14 protein-coding genes are annotated in these 18,354 nt (G+C 54.3%); 4 read left to right on the forward strand and 10 right to left on the reverse strand.

Going from position 1 to position 18,354, the window contains the following annotated elements; genetic code table 11:
- The first annotated feature begins 52 nt into the window (after positions 1-52).
- Both P0078_RS09790 and P0078_RS09795 read left to right on the forward strand, forming a co-directional pair.
- On the forward strand, positions 53-2,365 hold the full coding sequence (locus P0078_RS09790) for an immune inhibitor A domain-containing protein (protein ID WP_282934200.1): 2,313 nt from the start codon (positions 53-55) through the stop codon (positions 2,363-2,365).
- Positions 2,366-2,522: 157 nt separating this feature from the next.
- Positions 2,523-2,807, forward strand: a complete 285-nt coding sequence (locus P0078_RS09795; protein WP_282934201.1) for a hypothetical protein — start codon at positions 2,523-2,525, stop codon at positions 2,805-2,807.
- Here the strand turns inward: P0078_RS09795 and P0078_RS09800 are convergent.
- Positions 2,804-3,766, reverse strand: a complete 963-nt coding sequence (locus P0078_RS09800) for an AraC family transcriptional regulator (protein ID WP_282934202.1) — start codon at positions 3,764-3,766, stop codon at positions 2,804-2,806. The two genes, P0078_RS09795 and P0078_RS09800, sit on opposite strands and share 4 nt — an antisense overlap.
- A gap of 380 nt (positions 3,767-4,146) precedes the next feature.
- Between P0078_RS09800 and P0078_RS09805 the strand changes: the two genes are divergently transcribed.
- Positions 4,147-5,289, forward strand: coding sequence for an efflux RND transporter periplasmic adaptor subunit (locus P0078_RS09805; protein WP_282934203.1), 1,143 nt, complete (start codon positions 4,147-4,149; stop codon positions 5,287-5,289).
- 99 nt (positions 5,290-5,388) lie between these two features.
- Positions 5,389-8,580, forward strand: coding sequence for an efflux RND transporter permease subunit (locus P0078_RS09810; protein ID WP_282934204.1), 3,192 nt, complete (start codon positions 5,389-5,391; stop codon positions 8,578-8,580).
- 46 nt (positions 8,581-8,626) lie between these two features.
- On the opposite strand, the gene P0078_RS09815 is transcribed toward P0078_RS09810, so the two are convergent.
- The 9 genes from P0078_RS09815 to P0078_RS09855 all read right to left on the reverse strand — a co-directional run bounded on the left by P0078_RS09815 (position 8,627) and on the right by P0078_RS09855 (position 18,346).
- Positions 8,627-8,986 (reverse strand): hypothetical protein, encoded by a 360-nt coding sequence (locus P0078_RS09815; RefSeq protein ID WP_282934205.1) that lies wholly within the window; start codon positions 8,984-8,986, stop codon positions 8,627-8,629.
- A gap of 180 nt (positions 8,987-9,166) precedes the next feature.
- Positions 9,167-9,460: a hypothetical protein gene (locus P0078_RS09820; RefSeq protein ID WP_282934206.1), complete on the reverse strand. Its 294-nt coding sequence runs from the start codon at positions 9,458-9,460 to the stop codon at positions 9,167-9,169.
- On the reverse strand, positions 9,450-9,752 hold the full coding sequence (locus tag P0078_RS09825) for a hypothetical protein (protein WP_282934207.1): 303 nt from the start codon (positions 9,750-9,752) through the stop codon (positions 9,450-9,452). The genes P0078_RS09820 and P0078_RS09825 overlap by 11 nt, the downstream gene beginning before the upstream one ends.
- 95 nt (positions 9,753-9,847) lie before the next feature.
- Positions 9,848-10,120, reverse strand: a complete 273-nt coding sequence (locus P0078_RS09830) for a hypothetical protein (protein WP_282934208.1) — start codon at positions 10,118-10,120, stop codon at positions 9,848-9,850.
- A 507-nt stretch (positions 10,121-10,627) separates the two neighbouring features.
- Positions 10,628-12,271: a dihydrolipoyllysine-residue acetyltransferase gene (gene aceF / locus P0078_RS09835; protein ID WP_282934209.1), complete on the reverse strand. Its 1,644-nt coding sequence runs from the start codon at positions 12,269-12,271 to the stop codon at positions 10,628-10,630.
- A 17-nt stretch (positions 12,272-12,288) separates the two neighbouring features.
- Positions 12,289-14,958, reverse strand: coding sequence for a pyruvate dehydrogenase (acetyl-transferring), homodimeric type (gene aceE, locus P0078_RS09840; protein ID WP_282934210.1), 2,670 nt, complete (start codon positions 14,956-14,958; stop codon positions 12,289-12,291).
- A gap of 447 nt (positions 14,959-15,405) precedes the next feature.
- Positions 15,406-15,984, reverse strand: a complete 579-nt coding sequence (locus tag P0078_RS09845) for a class GN sortase (protein ID WP_282934211.1) — start codon at positions 15,982-15,984, stop codon at positions 15,406-15,408.
- Positions 15,985-15,986: 2 nt separating this feature from the next.
- The gene (locus tag P0078_RS09850) at positions 15,987-18,053 is read right to left on the reverse strand and encodes a marine proteobacterial sortase target protein (RefSeq protein WP_282934212.1); all 2,067 of its coding nucleotides are present in this window, start codon (positions 18,051-18,053) and stop codon (positions 15,987-15,989) included.
- Positions 18,044-18,346, reverse strand: a complete 303-nt coding sequence (locus tag P0078_RS09855) for a hypothetical protein (RefSeq protein WP_282934213.1) — start codon at positions 18,344-18,346, stop codon at positions 18,044-18,046. The genes P0078_RS09850 and P0078_RS09855 overlap by 10 nt, the downstream gene beginning before the upstream one ends.
- Positions 18,347-18,354: the final 8 nt, after the last annotated feature.

Here is an 18,354-nt window from a genome sequence, read left to right on the forward strand (position 1 = left end):
TTATGTCTAATTTCGGAACTTAAAATCATCTCGGAACGCACAAGAAGGGATCATGCTAAAAATAAACAGTTTGCTCTCCGTCGGCACGCTGGCACTGAGCCTGATGACAGTCAATGCCCACGCCGTTAATTCATCTCAAAAGGGTGGTGATCAAGTCGACTTGGTCATTGCCAATGAAGCCAAATTGATTGATATGCTCAAGCGCTCTGGTCGCATCAGCCAAGATGCCTCTATTGCCGAAGCTGAGCGCACTTTACGGGTTTATTTAAAAGAGCGGGCCACCCATAGTATTAATGGGGCTCAAGATCTTACCAGCGATACCGTAACAATGATGCGCGATGCCCGAGGAGGGCACCACCCTCGGCTTAAAAGGGGCAAAGGTTCCCTTCACCGCAACCACGGCAGCCGCTACCCTAGAAACATTCAACTTGAGAGCTACGACGGTGAAGCCCAAACTGCACGGGTTCTCGCTATTTTGATGGAGTTCCCCGATTTTCCCCATAACAGCATCGAACCCGGGGAAAGTGATATGTACTACGCGGATTACGCCGCTGAACATTACGCTGACCTGCTTTTCTCCCAAAATGGCTTTGAAGGCCCCAATGGGGAAAACATGCTATCCATGCAACAGTTTTACTGGCAGCAATCCGGTAACAGCTACTCGGTTGAAGGCTCTGTTGCAGGTTGGTATATGGCCAGCCAACCAGCAGCTTATTACGGCAATAACACCGATGGAGATGCCCGCTCCCTAATTCGTGAGGCCCTGGAAGCTGCAGCTGCCGACCCCACAGTAGACCTGTCAGATTTTGATATTGAAGACCGTTACGACCTGGATGGTGATGGCGACTTTTGGGAAGCAGATGGTTTGGTAGATCACATCATGATCTTCCACTCCTCGGTTGGTGAAGAAGCAGGTGGCGGGCAACTGGGTGAAGACGCCATTTGGTCTCACCGTTGGAACCTTGGCGGAGTCTATTCACTTGAAGGGACTACTGCGGAGGTAGATTACTGGGGCGGCACTATGGCTGCTTACGATTACACCATTCAGCCGGCGGACGCCGCTGCAGGGGTTGTCAGCCATGAATATGGCCATGATTTGGGCCTGCCCGATGAATACGATACCGATGGAAGCGGCCGTGGAGAACCCGTCTCCTACTGGTCCATTATGTCCAGTGGTAGCTGGGCTGGTGTAACACCGGGTGCAGAACCCACGGGCTTTTCCGCATATGCCAAGGAATACCTGCAACACAACCATGGTGGGAACTGGCTTCACGGTGAAACTATTGCACTAGATGAAATTCCTCGCCGCGGTATCGAGTTGCTACTCGATGAAGCGGTTAATAAGGGGACCAATAACGATGCCGTCCGAATTGACCTACCTGCAAAACAAGAAATAGTTACCGAACCCAGCAGTGGGGAATACGCCTACTTCAGTGGTAGCGGCAACAACCTGCAAAACTCTATGACAATATCTGTTGATCTGAGCAATGCAGAAACAGCAAGCCTCTCTTTCAAAGCTTGGTACGACATTGAGCTGGATTGGGATTACGCCGCGATCATGGTAGATTCCGGTGATGGCTTTGTCTCCATTCCTGGTTCAGTAACTACAGATACCAACCCCAACGGCACCAACCCAGGTAATGGTATTACTGGTAGCTCCGAGGGCTGGATTGACGTTGCATTCGATCTAAGCGCTTACGCCGGGCAAGAAATTAGCCTTTCGCTTGCCTATATTACTGATGGCGCCGTAGCGAATTCAGGTCTTTTTGCCGATGACATCAGCATCGAAATTGATGACACAACATTCCTTTTCGATGATGCTGAGACTGATGGCAACTTTAGCCTTGCAGGCTTTAGCCGAAACCCAGGCTATCTTGAGCACGATCACTACTATTTACTCGAATGGCGTACTCATCGCGGCGTTGATGCCGGATTGGCGCACGTGAATGTAGCTGGCGAAATGCTCACTTTCACGGAAGGCCTCTTGGTTTGGTACGTAGATTCCAGCTACGATAATAACTGGGTTGGCGTACACCCAGGAAACGGCTTCCTCGGAGTTGTTGATGCTGACCAAAATGTATTGAGATGGAGTGATGACTCTGTTGCCAGTACCCGCTATCAGGTTCACGATGCCACATTTAATATCGAAAGAGCCGACGACATGGTTCTGGATTTACTCGAGGACTACGGCATACTCCTGAGTGACACTCACAACCGCCGCTACCCATTGTTTAATGACACCCGGAGCTATAGCAGCGAAGAAATACCAGATGCCGGCCGCGCTATCACACCTTACGGCTTAAAGGTTCGGGTCGTATCTCGCAGCGGAGATAAATCTGTAGCTAAAATACGCGTAACCAAGTAAAAGAAGTAAAAACAGACGGCGCCTACATGGCGCCGTCTCCAATTTAACAAATAGAATAAGATTACCGCTTAAAACAAAGCCTTTAATTTGAGCAAAACTCCCTTCTCCAGCTAACCTGAATGCCAGAAACTTATTTTCATCATTCAGGCGTTCATTTATGGAAAAGCCTCTAGACAATTCCCGTCGCCACTTTCTTAAGCTTTCAGGAACATCGCTACTTTTAATTCCTGCCACATTTATCGCAGCACCCTCAGCTCAGGCCCAAATCAAAGCGCAAAAAGACAAGGTAAATTACCAGGATACTCCCAAGGATGGGAAAAAGTGCGTGGACTGTCAGCTGTTTGAGCCCCCCAATGCCTGCCTGGTTGTGGAGGGCGATATCAGTCCCGAAGGGTGGTGCAGCTTATTTGTTTTGAAGCAGGGCAACCCAGTTTCAAATTAAGCTGGGACCCGTTGTTCACCGCGCAATTTAATCACGTCCGCGCGGGGCGGAAGACCAAACATGCGGCTGTATTCACGACTGAAATGGGAGGGGCTCTCATAGCCAACCCGATAGCTGGCGGAAGCCGCTTCCAGCCCCTCGGTCAACATTAGGCGTCGCGCCTCATGTAAGCGCAGCTTTTTCTGGAACTGCAACGGGGACATGCGGGTGATCTGCTTAAAGCTGTGATATAGGGATGACTCACTCATATTGGCCTGATCGGCCAAATCACTGATACGCAGCGGTTCTGAGAAGCGGTCTTTTAGCACCTCAATCACCCGGGATACCCGGTTCGCCTGGCTATCTACCATGGCAAACTTGCGCATCCGCGCGCCAATCTCCCCCATCAGGGCGCGATAGATAATCTCACGCCGGGCTAATGGCGCCAGTATCGGGACATCTTTAGGGCTATCCAGCAAGGAGACCAGCCGGTTTAGCGCATCGAGCATACCGTAATCCATTTTGGTCAGGCACAGGCCGCAGCTGACTTCGGGACAGTCGTAGCCAGCCTCCACACCCGGCGCCTTATCACCCAGCTCCATAACCAGGTCTGCCACCTCTTGCGGATCGATCGTTATCTTTACGCCAAGAAACGGAGTATCCAGGGAAGCGTCTTCAACACGTCCCAGGATCGGTAAGTGCACCGAGGTTGCCACATAGCTCAGCGGCATATAGGAAATTTCCCGGTCTCCCAGCTCCAAGGTTTTGCGGCCTTGAATAATAAAATTCAGGGACGGTGTATACACCGATGCCGCACAGGCTCCCGGCTCGTTGCAGCGAATCAGGGAGAGACCACCCAGTACTGTTTCATTTAATCCCTGTTCCGGTGCCTGACGCATCAGGGAGGCGATCAGTTTCTGCCGTATCGACTCCATATCCATGGCGACAGAGTTGAATTCCGCTCTTTTTTCAATGCTCATATGCTCCCCTTGTGCCCGCTAACAATTCCACGACTCAACACGAAGTGGCACAGAGTATACGGAGTTTTAGGCAATTTCCGTGCAGTTTTGCAGGATTGGGCAATTACTGTGCAGTAATAGGTAACCATAATCGATTAACAGGCCTACAGTCGCTGTAATATCTTAATCACTTTTTGCGATAACTAGTTATATATCCAGTTCTTTACACGTCCACCAGAATGTGATCCTTCCAACCCAAAAGCACGCCTTAAGTAGAAATAGGCAATCAATTAACAGTTCCCGGATACCGCAACCAACTTGGCCACCGCTAGAGTTACGCCCTTACTGGGAGAAGCACCCAATAGCCCTTCCCCCTCCGTAGCAAAGGGAGTACACGCGTAATGGTAAGAAAATTAACGACGGTTTTATTCGGCGTATCTGCACTGGTACTCGCCGGCTGTAACAGTGACGCACCCAGCGGTCAACAACCGCCTCCCCCAGCCGTGGAGGTCGCCCAGGTATCTGCAGGAAATACGACATTGTGGCGCAGCTTTACCGGCCGTGTGGCAGCCCCAGAAACCGTTGAACTGCGCCCACGGGTTAGCGGTTATATCGACAAGGTTTCATTTGCCGAGGGAACTCTGGTCAAACAGGGCGATGTCCTGTTCACCATTGACCCCCGCCCTTATCAGGCCCGCGAACGCGCCGCCCGCGCAGACCTGGCTCGGGTTCGCAGCGACCTCTCCTATAGCGAGAAGCAAGCCGGCCGGGCAAAACAGCTACTCAACAGCAAAGCCATCTCCCGCGAGGAATACGATCGGCGTATCGCTTCGCGAGATTCGGCCCGAGCGGCCCTCAGCGCCGCCGAGGCAGCACTGGAAAATGCCCAGTTGGACCTTCAATACACTGAAGTTAAAGCACCAATAAGTGGCCGAGTAAGCCGCGCCCTGGTTACTCAAGGCAATCTCGCCAATGCCGACAGCACCCTGCTGACAACGCTGGTCTCTGTCGACCCAATGTACGTGTATTTCGAAAGTGACGAACAGACTTTTGCTAAGGGCCGCGACTTACTTAATAGCGGGCAAAAACCTGCTGTGCGCGTAGGTCTCGCCGGTGAGCAGGGCTATCCACACAGTGGAGAGTTGGACTTTATTGATAACCGCTTGAACAGCCATACCGGCACTATTCAGTTCCGCGCTGTGGTTAACAACAGGGACGGCTTTTTCAGACCGGGACAATTTGCTCGGGTGGAAATGCCAATTGAAGAGGTTTCACAGGCAGTTTTAATCAATAGCAAAGCGGTTCTTACCGATCAGGACCGCCGCTATGTTTACATCGTCAACGACAGTAATGTCACCGAAAAGCGCCCCGTGGTCGCTGGCCAACGCCAAGGTGACCTAGTGGTTATCCGCAGCGGCCTGGAGCCCGGCGAGAAAATTGTGGTAAATGGCCTGCAAAAGATTTTCTTCCCGGGCATGCCCGTCGCACCGGAAATGGTGGCCATGCAGGAGCAGGTAAAGGCGACCCAAGTCGCCGGCCACTAAACAAAGAGCAAGGGGCTTGCTGAAGTGAGCCCATACATTCAGCTAATCCTATCAATGGAATCCGAGCGGCTGACTGAGTCGCTCTCGGAGTAGCAGTATATGAATTTTTCCCGTTTCTTTGTCGACAGACCGATATTTGCATCCGTGTTGTCGATCATTATTTTCGTCGTCGGCCTGATCAGTATTCCCTCACTGCCGGTCAGCGAATATCCCGAAGTTGTGCCCCCCAGCGTACAAGTGAGTGCTCGCTATCCTGGCGCCAACCCTAAGACGATCTCAGAAACTGTAGCCACGCCGCTGGAAGAAGCGATTAACGGCGTGGAAAATATGATCTACATGAAGTCAGTGGCTGGTAGTGACGGCACCCTGACTCTGAACGTGACCTTTGAGTTGGGCACAGACCCGGACCAAGCCCAGGTACAGGTGCAAAACCGGGTGTCCCAGGCCTTGCCGCGCCTGCCCGAAGATGTCCGCCTGCAAGGTGTTACTACCCAGAAGCAGTCGCCAAACCTGATGATGGCGGTGCACCTGATTTCACCGGACGACAGCCTCGACGCTACCTATATTCGCAACTACGCCGTACTGCATATTCGCGATGAGCTATCGCGCATTCCCGGCGTAGGCCTCGCCGCCGTATTCGGTTCCGGTGACTACGCCATGCGCTTGTGGGTGGACCCGCAGAAAGCCGCCGCCGTAGGCATTACTGCTGCCGATATTGTCAGTGCCGTGCGCGAGCAGAACGTACAGGTTTCCGCCGGCCAGATCGGCGCCTCCCCCATGCCGAACGGATCCGACTTCCTGATTTCCATTAACGCCAAAGGCCGCCTGGAAAGTGAAGAGGAGTTTGGCGATGTTGTACTCAAGACCGGCAATAATGGTGAGATCACCCGCCTGCGAGATGTGGCCCGTGTAGAGCTGGCCTCTTCCCAGGACTCCCTGCGCGCCCTGCTCAACGGCCGCCAGGCTGTCGCTATCCCTATTTTCCAATCCCCCGGCTCCAACTCACTGGAGGTTTCTGCGGCGGTACGGGAGAAAATGGCTGAACTGGATGATCAGTTCCCGGAAGGCCTCAAGTGGGAAGTCGCTTACGACCCCACGGTTTTTGTTAGCACCTCCATCAGCTCAGTGATCAAGACCCTACTGGAAGCCGTGCTGCTCGTGGTTCTGGTAGTTATCCTGTTCCTGCAAACCTGGCGTGCCTCATTGATCCCACTGTTGGCCGTGCCGGTATCTATTGTCGGCACCTTTGCGGTGCTGTTGATGTTGGGCTTCTCAATCAACACCCTGACCTTGTTCGCTATGGTGCTGGCCATCGGTATTGTGGTGGATGACGCCATTGTGGTGGTGGAAAACGTCGAGCGGAATATCGAGGAGGGACTGACGCCTTTAGCCGCTGCCCACCAAGCCATGCGCGAGGTGAGCGGTCCGATTGTCGCGATCAGCCTGGTGCTCTGCGCAGTGTTTGTGCCCATGGCATTCCTGGACGGCATCACCGGCCAGTTCTACCGCCAGTTTGCCACCACCATTGCCATCGCCACTATTATCTCCGCGATCAACTCTCTGACTCTGTCTCCGGCTCTGGCGGCAACTCTGTTGAAGCCTCACGGCGCCAAACCGGATATGCCCGCGCGCATTATTGAGCGTTTGTTCGGCTGGATATTCCGCCCGTTCAACCGCTTCTTCCAGCGCAATTCCGAGCGCTACCAGCGAATCGTGGGTGGCAGCCTCAAGCGTCGCGGTATCGTATTTGGTGTTTACCTGATATTGCTTGGCGGTACTTTCGCCCTGTTCCAACAGGTGCCCGGCGGCTTTATTCCAGTTCAGGATAAGACTTACCTGGTGGGCAGTATCCGCCTGCCGGAAGGTGCTTCTCTGGACCGCACCGAGGAAGTTGCTCGCCGCGTGAGTGAATTGGCCCTGGAAACCGAAGGTGTTGCCAACGCCGCGGCCTTTGTCGGCTTCAATGCCCTGCAAGGTACCAACACCCCCAACGTGGGCACGGTATTTATCCTGTTCGACGATTTCGATGAACGTGAGCGCAGTGCCCAGGAAATCGCTGCGGAGCTAAATGGCAAGATCTCACAGATCAAGGAAGGCTTTGCCATGACCTTTATGCCGCCGCCCATCTTCGGTCTGGGTGCCGGCTCCGGCTACTCGCTCTATGTTCAGGACCGTCGCGGTGCCGGCTACGGTGAGCTGCAAAACGCCACCAATATGTTGGCGGGCGCCCTGAGCCAAGCCAGTGGCCTCAGCTACCCCTTCAGCTCCTACCAGGCCAATGTGCCGCAGATGGACGCGGAAGTGGATCGACTACAGGCCAAGGCTCAAGGTGTGCGCATGGACGACTTGTTCGGCACCCTGCAGCTCTACTTCGGCTCTATGTATATCAACGACTTCAACCTTTTCGGTCGCACCTACCAGGTCGTTGCCCAGGCTGATGCACCCTTCCGCGATGAAGTGCAGGATCTCGATAATCTCTACACTCGCAATATGAATGGGGAGATGGTGCCCATCAGCACCATGGTGACCCTGCGCCAGAGTTACGGACCCGATCCGGTGATCCGCTACAACGGCTATCCCGCAGCCGACCTGATGGGGCAGTCCGATCCCAGCATGCTGTCCTCTTCCGAGGCACTGGCAGCGGTTGAGCAGGTTGCCAGCCAAGCCCTGCCACCGGGCATGCAAATCCAATGGACCGACCTCAGCTTCCAGCAGGTCAACCAGGGCAATGCCGCCATGGTGGTTTTCCCTCTCGCAGTATTACTGGTATTCCTGGTGCTGGCCGCCCTCTATGAAAGCTGGGTAATGCCACTGGCGGTGATCCTGATCGTGCCCATGTGTCTGCTGGCTGCACTATTCGGTGTCTGGGCTACTGGCGGCGACAACAATGTATTTGTTCAAGTCGGGCTGGTTGTACTGATGGGGCTCGCTTGTAAGAACGCTATTTTAATCGTGGAATTTGCTCGCGAACTGGAAATGGAAGGCAAAGGCACTGTCGAGGCTGCACTGGAAGCCTGCCGCCTGCGTCTGCGCCCGATCATTATGACCTCAGTCGCCTTTATTGCCGGTGTTGTACCACTGGTATTGGCCGGCGGCGCTGGCGCTGAGGTCCGCAATGCCATGGGCATTACCGTATTTACCGGCATGATCGGTGTAACCCTGTTTGGCCTGTTCCTCACTCCGGTATTTTATGTTGCCCTGCGCAAGATTGCCGGCGGCAAACTATCAGCTGCCCGCACTACAGATAGCCAGGAGAGTAACTTACCTCTGGAGCAAGTAGCTAACACTTAACCCCGCTTAGCCCGGGCGCATAAATGCTGTGCGTCCGGGCTTTTTTCTATTTGCGCGTTTCCTTTTTCCAGCGGGCTCTCGGAAATAAAATTACATAAACCCGAATCAATAACCCCATGGGTACACAAAAAATAATAACGATCACCCCCAGAATGGCTCGCATATAGTCACTGCCCTCTTCGTGTTTCTCAGCGCGATCCCACAGATAAGACTGGTAACAGTGATCCGGCCCATCTATTGGCATCAAGGTGTAATTAATCACCCGCTCCAAAAATCTCCAATAGTGGCGAAAACGGGTTTCCGTCACTCTGGAAAAATACCCACAGCGTGCCGATATTGTTGCATCGGGATTACCACCGGCAATAGCATTTCCCAGCTGATCCACTGCGACAATTACATTTCGCATCCAGCTTCTATTGGCACCCCTCATTATTAAACCTGTTTAAATCGGCATCCCAAAATAAAACGATCCAGTCTTAATTTTTACTCCACTCAGGAAAAAACAATGGAGTCAAAATAAACTGCGTGCCCCCATACCACCATTTCGCACCGGCTCAAAAAGCGGCACTAGCGGAAAATTACTTGGTCAGTAGAAACTGTAACTCAACTCAAATGGTGAATAAGGTCCTTCACACCAATCACCGGTGTCCAGTTGATAGCAGTGCACACCCTCGGCAATACAGTTGTCGAGACTTCCCATATAGGGATCACCGGCCAGACAAAAACGCGGGAATGCTGTAAGTTCATCCGGTGGCACCGGAGTAGTTTTGTAGGTGTAGTAAGTTGCCGTGCCGGTTAAGTCATAACCGAAACCGTCAGCCACGCAGCCCCCCAGGGACTGCGCTACAAGAATAAGAAAAAAAACAACGCTAATTTTCATAGGAAATACAACGCCTTCCACCGGAAATATCAAAACAACGGGCACTGGGTGGACAAATAGAACCCGGCGCCAGCTCCTCAGAATCTCCCGGGCAGCTTGTTGGAGACGCAGGCGCATCTGGCACATGGGAGGAATGAGAGGAGTGTGAAGAGGGATAACCCCGGTATTCCGCATGGCGGGGAATTGGCGGGCTTACGGGATAAACCACTTGATTGCGCGTATCGGGGGTTCCACAACCCTCAAGGAATACACCCATCGACAAGGCAGAAATAAATATCGCAAACTTTTGCATGGTAGCGCTCCGTATCAGCACCGCGCGGACAGAGTCCACGCACTTTTAGATCCGGCTATTTCGCAACAGCTCCACACTGGGCTCAGCTACTGTCGTTAGTAAACCCGCAATATAGGGAAAAACCAGGCCATGGAGTCCTGCAAGCTATCTACGCAATCCGCCGCCTCGCATTCGCTTTTGGCGGTAAGGGGTTGTGGGTATTTTGTGTGATTACTGCCGACTTCCACAAAGCTGGCGCTTTGTCCGGCAGCCTCTGCCTCATAAAAGAAAGGGTCTTCGCCCTCCACTTCGTCCGCAGGCAAAAACAAGCAGCCCTGCATCGCAAATACCGCCACAAGCGGCAATGCGAATTTCCTTGTAGGTCCCATAATCCGACACCTCACATTTTCAGTGCTGCGATGATAGTAGCCTCTCTGACAGTCTAGCTGCCGAGGCATTAGCAGCCAGCATCCCAGAATCGATTTGCGCGTAAATCATCTTATTGTTGTTTTACGCGGCGAATATTTCATTTCCACTTAAAGGCTAACTTACTTATATGGAATGTAGGGAGCCTCTAAATAACTCCGTAATGCCTCTGCGGGTCTTGAAGGCTGCAGATGTTAGGCGCAGCTCGCCGCGAATGGCCCTAGCCCTTTGCAAGAGCTGCAACGCAGCAGATGCGGCCTTCAAGGCCCGCCCTTTGGGGCTTACAGAGCGATTCACACTCCGCGTTGCGACTTCTTGAAAGGTCTAGACACTCCTGCGAAGTCGCGCCTTGATTGTGAACCGCTCTGCATGCCAGAGGCATCACGGAATTATTCAGAGGCTCCCTAGTCCTGACTATAAAAAAAGCGGCCGATTGGCCGCTTTTTTTACTGACTTTAACTCGCTGACAATTACAGCAACAGTCTGCGTACATCCGCCAGCACGCTGACCAAATAAGTCATAAAGCGTCCGGCATCTCCGCCATTTACCGCGCGGTGATCGTAGGAGAGCGCCAAGGGCAACATTTGACGAGGCTCAAAGTCCTTACCGTTCCACACCGGCTTCATCGCCAGCTTGGAAACACCGAGGATACCAACTTCCGGAGAATTGACGATCGGGGTAAATCCGGTGCCACCGATAGCCCCCAAACTGGAAATGGTAAAGCAGGCGCCCTGCATCTCATTGGGCTTCAGCTTGCCATCGCGGGCTTTCAGGGCCATTTCAGTGGCCTCGGCCGCCAGCTCGTACAAGCCTTTCTTATCCACATCGCGGATAACCGGCACCATTAAGCCTTTGGGTGTATCTACTGCCATACCCACATGCACATAGTCCTTGCGCACAATGTGCTCGCCATCGTTGTGCAGGGACACATTAAAGCTCGGCTCTGCACGCAGGGCCGCAGCTACCGCTTTCAGCAGGAAAGGCACTGGAGTGAGCTTCACTCCGCGCTTCTCCGCCTCAACTTTCATGGACTTGCGGAAGGTTTCCAGCTCTGTGATATCCGCATCGTCAAACTGGGTGACGTGAGGCACGTTGAGCCAGTTGCGCGACATGTTGGCTGCGGTGATCTTGTGGATCTTGCTCATCGGCTCCACATTCACCGGGCCAAACTGGCTGAAGTCGATATCCGGCATCTTGGCGATACCGATTCCACCGCCGACACCAACCGCGCCGCTCTCAGCTTTCTTCACCTGCTCGCGGATGTAATTGTGCAGATCGTCCTTGGAGACCCGGTTTCGCGGGCCGGTAGGCTTCACCTTATTCAAGGTAACACCCAACTCGCGGGCCAGTTTGCGCACGGCGGGGCCGGCGTAAACCTGGGCTGCTGCGGTGAGGTTGCGCTCCAGCTGATAGTCTTTCTGCGGCACTGCCGGGGGCTCAACAGACGCAGCTGCCTGCTGTGGCGCGCTCTCGGCAGGCGCTGTCGCTGCAGGGGCTGCAGCTGTAACTGCGGGCTCGGCGGCACCTGCAGCAACTACTCTCAACACGCCCAGGGTGTCACCCGTGGAAACCTTATCGCCTTCTTTTACCGCGATAGAAACCACGGTACCGGCGCTGGGGGAAGGCACATCCATAGAGGCTTTATCGCCTTCCACCACAATCAGGGAGTCCCCCTCTTCAACCACATCACCGGGCTGTACACTGATCTCGATCACATCAACCGCATCAGCACCGCCCAGATCCGGGATCTGGATCGTTTCCTCTTTCGGCTCGCCGCTCGGCGTCGCCACAGGGGCTTCAGCCACAGGCTCTGCAACTGGTGCAGCTTCTTGCTTGGCGGGGGCCGCAGCGGGCTCCTCTGCCGGCGCTTCCGCCACATCGGTTTCGATTTCCCCAATCACGTCGCCTTCAGAGACCTTATCGCCCTCTTTCACGCTGATGCTGAGGATTTTGCCAGCCACTGGGGCTGGCACATCCATGGAGGCTTTATCGCCCTCCACCACAATCAGTGAATCCTCTTGCGCGACGGTATCGCCGACAGCAACAGAAATTTCAATCACATCCACCTGATCGGCACCACCGAGATCAGGCACTTTAATGACTTGTTTTGCCATAGGAGTTCTGCCTTCTCTTAGCTGATGCGCGGGTTAACTTTTTCGGCGTCGATATTGAGCTTCACGATTGCTTCCGCAACCTCTTTCGCATCAATAACGCCCTGCTTGGCCAAGCCGTTCAGTGCGGCAATTACCACGTAGTTGCGATCCACTTCGAAGAAGCGACGCAGCTGCTCGCGGCTGTCACTGCGGCCGAAACCATCGGTACCCAGGGTGGTCAGTTCACCGTCGATAAATTCGCGCAGTGGTTCCACATAGGAACGGATGTAGTCGGTGGAGGCGATAACCGGGGAGGTATTGCCTTCGAACTGCTCAGTGATCCAGGCTTTGCGCGGCTCGGCTTCCGGGTGCAGCATATTCCAGCGCGCCACATCCTGGCCTTCACGGGCCGATTCCACAGCGGAGGTGAGGCTCCAGACATCGGAGGTCACACCGAACTGGTCGGCGAGGATATCCGCCGCTGCCAGTACTTCGCGCAAAATAGTACCGCCACCAATCAGCTGTACATGTTTCTTCGCCGCTTTGCCCTTGGCCCCTTTCTTGACGTTGGACTGCAGTTTGTAGATACCGCGAATAATGCCCTCTTCCACGCCCTGAGGCATTTCCGGCTGCAGGTAGTTTTCGTTCTCGATAGTGATGTAGTAGAAGAGGTTCTTCTGCTCTTCGTACATCTCTTTCAAGCCGCGCTGCATAACCACCGCCAGCTCATAACCGTAAGCCGGGTCGTAGCTGCGGCAGTTGGGGATAGTGGAGGACAGTACGTGGCTGTGGCCATCCTGGTGCTGCAGACCCTCACCGTTCAAGGTGGTACGGCCAGCAGTGGCACCGATCAAGAAGCCGCGCGCCTGCATATCGCCAGCGGCCCAGGCCAGGTCGCCGATACGCTGAAAACCGAACATGGAGTAGTAGATATAGAAAGGCACCATCGGCACGCCGTGGTTGCTGTAGGCAGTAGCCAACGCCATCCAGGTGGACATAGCACCGGCTTCGTTGATGCCCTCTTCCAACACCTGGCCTTTCTTATCTTCCTTGTAATACATGATCTGGCCGTGATCCACCGGGGTGTAGCGCTGCCCCTGGGAGGAATAGATACCCAGCTGGCGGAACAGGCCTTCCATACCAAAGGTACGGGCTTCATCGGGAACGATCGGCGCGATGTTCTTGCCGATATTCTTGTCTTTTACCAAGGCCGCGATAGCGCGGACAAATGCCATGGTGGTGGAGATTTCGCGCTCACCGGAACCTTTGGTCAGTGCGCTGAAAGCATCGAGACCGGGGACTTCCAGTTTCGGGCACTCAACCGGGCGACGGGGAACCGGGCCGCCCAGGGCCTTGCGGCGCTCCGCCATATATTTCATTTCCGGGCTGTCCGGAGATGGGCGGTAGTAAGGAACTTCTTCCAGCTCTTTATCGGTGAGCGGAATGGCAAAGCGATCGCGGAAACGCTTGAGGGAATCCAGGTCCAGCTTCTTCACAGAGTGGGTGTCCATCGCCGCTTCGCCGGCGGAGCCTAAGCCGTAACCTTTAACCGTTTGCGCCAGGATCACGGTGGGCTGGCCTTTGTGGGCCATCGCCGACGCGTAAGCTGCGTAGACTTTATAGGGATCGTGGCCGCCGCGATTGAGCTTCATAATCTCATCGTCGGACATATCCTTAACCAGCTCTAGCAACTCCGGGTATTTGCCGAAGAAATGCTCGCGGGTATAAGCGCCGCCGTTGGCCTTGAAGTTCTGCATCTCGCCATCGACCACTTCGTCCATGACTTTCTGCAACAGGCCTTTGTCATCTTTCTCCAGCAGCGGATCCCATAGGCGGCCCCAGAGTACTTTGACAACATTCCAACCGGCACCTCGGAATACGCCTTCCAGCTCCTGCACGATCTTGCCGTTGCCGCGTACCGGGCCGTCCAGACGCTGCAGGTTACAGTTAACCACGAACACCAGATTTTCCAGTTGCTCGCGGCCGGCCAGGGAAATTGCGCCCAGGGTTTCCGGCTCGTCACACTCACCGTCACCAAGGAAAGCCCACACTTTGCGATCGCCGCGCGGGGACAGGCCGCGGGCAGACAGGTAGCGCATAATGTGCGCCTGGTAAATCGCCTGGATCGGCCCCAATCCCATGGAGACCGTGGGGAACTGCCAGTACTCTGGCATCAGCCAGGGGTGCGGGTAAGAGGACAGGCCATTGCCGTTCACTTCGCGACGGAAGTTGTCCAGCTGCTCTTCATCGAAGCGCCCTTCCAGGTAGGAACGGGCATAAATACCCGGTGCGCTGTGGCCCTGGAAGAAAATCAGGTCGCCGCGCTCCTCTCCCTCATTGCCACGGAAGAAGTAGTTAAAGCCCACATCGTAGAGTGTCGCCGCAGAGGAGAAACTGGAGATATGGCCACCGAGGCCATCGTCATTCTGGTTGGCACGTACCACCATCGCCAGGGCATTCCAGCGAATCAGGGAGCGAATGCGGCGCTCCATAAATAAGTCGCCAGGCATACGCTTTTCCGCATTGGGCGGAATGGAATTGCGATAGGGAGTGGTGATTGCCGCAGGCAATTGTACGCCTACATCGGTAGCGCGGTCAGACAGCTGCTTCAGGAGGAAGGCTGCGCGTTCTTTGCCGCTATAGCGGATAACCGCTTGCAGCGCGTCCAGCCACTCCTGCGTTTCGAGGTTATCGGTATCTTCGTGCATCAAGTGCTCCTCGGCGAATTAGGCGACGTCGAGTCGGTCTATTTCTCAAAAATCGGTACGCGGGCAAACTACAGCGCGAGCAAAAAAAGCTTCCTTTTTTTCTTGGTTCCGCCAATTCACCAACTTTGTTGGCGTAAATGCAAAGTTTGTGAATCTTTACTCGAATATGACGGTGAGGAAAGCGGCGCAATTGATTGCCGCAAGTGCCTAGTTTGACTGTGATTATTTGTTCCGGGGCCCGCGCAGACTGGCGGACAAAACCCCATCCCCGGTTGTTAGCGGAGGGAATTGTAGTATTACTACAAAAAATTTTCCAGATAGGACGGTTAGTAACAAATAAAACAAAAGAGCAAAACAATTATTTGCCGTTTGGCCGTTTCACCGGAACATTTAGTGGAATTTTTGAGAAAATGAACTACAAAATCGAGTCTCAAACAAAGACATCAGTCACAGCTGAACCAGCTCCCCACCGGGTTGATATTCAGCGTAGACCAAGTAACGCAGCGGGCCACCAGCCGCCAGGGCATTAAAGGGGTAACAAGTCACCAGCAATAAACCCCGCTCGGCAAAGATCGGCAAACGCTCTCTCTCACTGTCCACAATTCGCATTTCCGCAACCCGATAAGTATGCCAGCGTCCGCGTTTATCCTGCAGGTAAATGGAGGTACCCCGCCTGACACGCTCTAATCCCGCAAAGTGAGTATCCCGGTGTGCGGCAATAACCGTGGTGCGAGGCTCGCCAGGATTGCCGGACCCAGCTAAGAGACCAGGGCCGAAAGCCAACGCCTGGCCACTACCGCCGCTGAGAACAACTAATGGCGACTGCCCTTCCAACTTTAACTTGGCCACGGGCCAGGTGTCCGCCCAGGGCCAGGGCTTTTGCAGAGCCCCGCCCTGTAGCTGTTCTTCCCAAGCACTATTAATCAACACTTGGGCCAATTCTGCCTTGGCCAGGAGCCAGCTGGCGGAACCCAGCTGCCACAAGCCCGTTCCCAAGCAAAGCATAAAGAGCAGTGAGCGAGCCACGCTTACACACCTCCCCATTGCAGAGGATTAGCGCCGCTGGGTTGACGGGGGTCCGGTAAAACCCTTCGCAAGAAGGAGCGCAGGGCTCGGGTCAAGTTGCTGCGCAAGGCCCGACCGCGCTGGAAGATCGCCGCAAACATCAACAATACCGCCGCTGCCAATAACTGCCCGTAGAGACCTGTAGCAGTTTGCGGATAGGCCTGGCGCTGTAGCACTTGCCCTTTAGCCACCATATTGGTGACCGAGCTGCGAGATAACTTCTCTTCAGCGCTGCGTACAACTTCCTCTTCGACTGCAACAAAACTGGTGTAGGGGCTGGCAAGTTGATGCCTCAGTGCAATCTGTAAAATCTGTTCGCGCAGAGCCAGGCCCGCATCCGACTGCTCTCCAGACTGAAGCTGCCGGTCTCGCAGAGAATCTATCTTGCTGCGAGCCCAAACACTGCCGATGCCTGAAGTATCGCTACCACTCTCTACTTTCAGAGCGAGTTTGCGCACAAACTGTTTACCTGCCATTCGGCCCCGCAGCTGAATATCTCCCTGCAAAAGATCACCCTGTACCTTGGCCACCAACTGCATAGGCTCACCGTTATAGAGATCGGGGATGCGCTTGGGGTAGGCATCCGCGACGACTCCCTGGGGCCAACTGAGTTGCAGGTCTGTAGCCATAGGATTTTCCAACTTGGCGAACAGAGCCTGCATACGCTCGCGAACTTCGGAAATATCACCGATGGTGACGAAAGTACCGCGTCCAAACTGAGCAGCTTTGCGCATAAAGTGGCTATTGGGAGCCGAACCAATACCCACAGTAAACAGCCGGGCGTTATGCAAGGACTGGCTAATTAACTCGAACAGGGCCCGCTCATTGCCCACCGCACCATCTGTAATAAATACGACTTGCTGAACGGTACTGGTGTCATCCTGCATTTGCTGACCGAATGCCATTCGCAAGGCCGGCGCCATTTCTGTACCCCCCTCGGCATTCAGTTTTTCGATTTCCTGGCGCGCACGGCGGATATTCTCCGCGCTCGCCGCTATAGGTCGCGGGAAAAATGCGCGGGTTGTACTGTTAAACTCAATAACGTTAAAGCGATCATTGCTATGCAGGCGAGACAGTGCCAGGGTAAGACTCTCCTTCGCCTGGCGAATAGAATTGCCAGACATGGAGCCGGAAGTATCGATCACATAAATCACTTCCCTCGGTAAACGCTGCGCGGCAGTACCGTCGCTGGGTGGCAGCAGCATGACCTGTAGATAAGCACCAGCCTGCACTTCTGCCCCCTCTTGTGCCGTGATTTTCTCGCTAAACAGCGCCGCCCGCGGCATAGCAGAAGTACGCGGCTGCCAATTCAATAAGAAATCCCGATCCATTGCAGCTGTTTCATCGCGCAACTGAATCCGGTAGCGACCGTCACCTCGGTTATCAATATCAATCTGGTGATAGGGGCTATCGATTTTTGCTAGCGGCAGTCCGCCATGCAGATCCACCTCGATAGAAATATTATGTCTACCCAATGCCTGTAGCTCCTGCGCTGGCTGCATAAACGGAGTTATCGCCGCAGCATCCGGCACCTGGTCAGTGGGCAGAGCCCAGCCACTACTCTCTGCCACCAACTCCAGCTCATCGCCATTCAATGCCTGGGAGGGTATTGGCTTGCCCGGGATATAACGCGGGGTCAATGTCGTGGGCATACGCAGTGAAAAGACGCCGCTGTCATAATTGACCGGCTGCAAGTAGCGGATATGAATTTGCACCATCTCATCGGGGGCAATATTAGCCACTTTATTAGTGAACAGATTTGGGCGCTGCTGCTCTAGAAGTGCTGCACGCTTACCCGCCGCACGAGCAGCCTTATAAATCTTGGAGGCTTCTTTTCGCTCGCGCACCTTACCGACAATACGGCGCTCACCCACTTGAATTTCAAGCCCCGCCACCGCAGCTTGCTCGGGAAGCGGCAAGGCGTACACCGCTTCCTGCCAGCCTTCGGTGGTATTCTTGAATTGCTGCTGAAGCTCTACTTCCGCTACCAGACCCCGCACGGAAATACTGACCTGACTTTTCAGGTGCACCGCTGGAATGTACGTTCCGGACTCATTGTCAGTAAAAAGTAAGTCCCCCCCTTTACATCATCCAGGGTAACTGTCTCGGTGAACTCCTGCTGAATCGCACCACCCACAGAGGGAAGCTCCTGGGCATTGACCTCTGCCCCGATTGCAGCAATGACTACCGCCAATACCACCACAACAAATAACAACCAGCGCCCAGCACCACCAGTTTTCTGGCGGCGACGATAGTATTCCTCTGTCGGCAACATCAGATCGTCTTTATGGAACCGCTGCCCGAATAACATCACCCTGTTCACTCACTTAC

The organism is Microbulbifer sp. VAAF005, assembly GCF_030012985.1.
Classification (GTDB): Bacteria; Pseudomonadota; Gammaproteobacteria; order Pseudomonadales; family Cellvibrionaceae; genus Microbulbifer.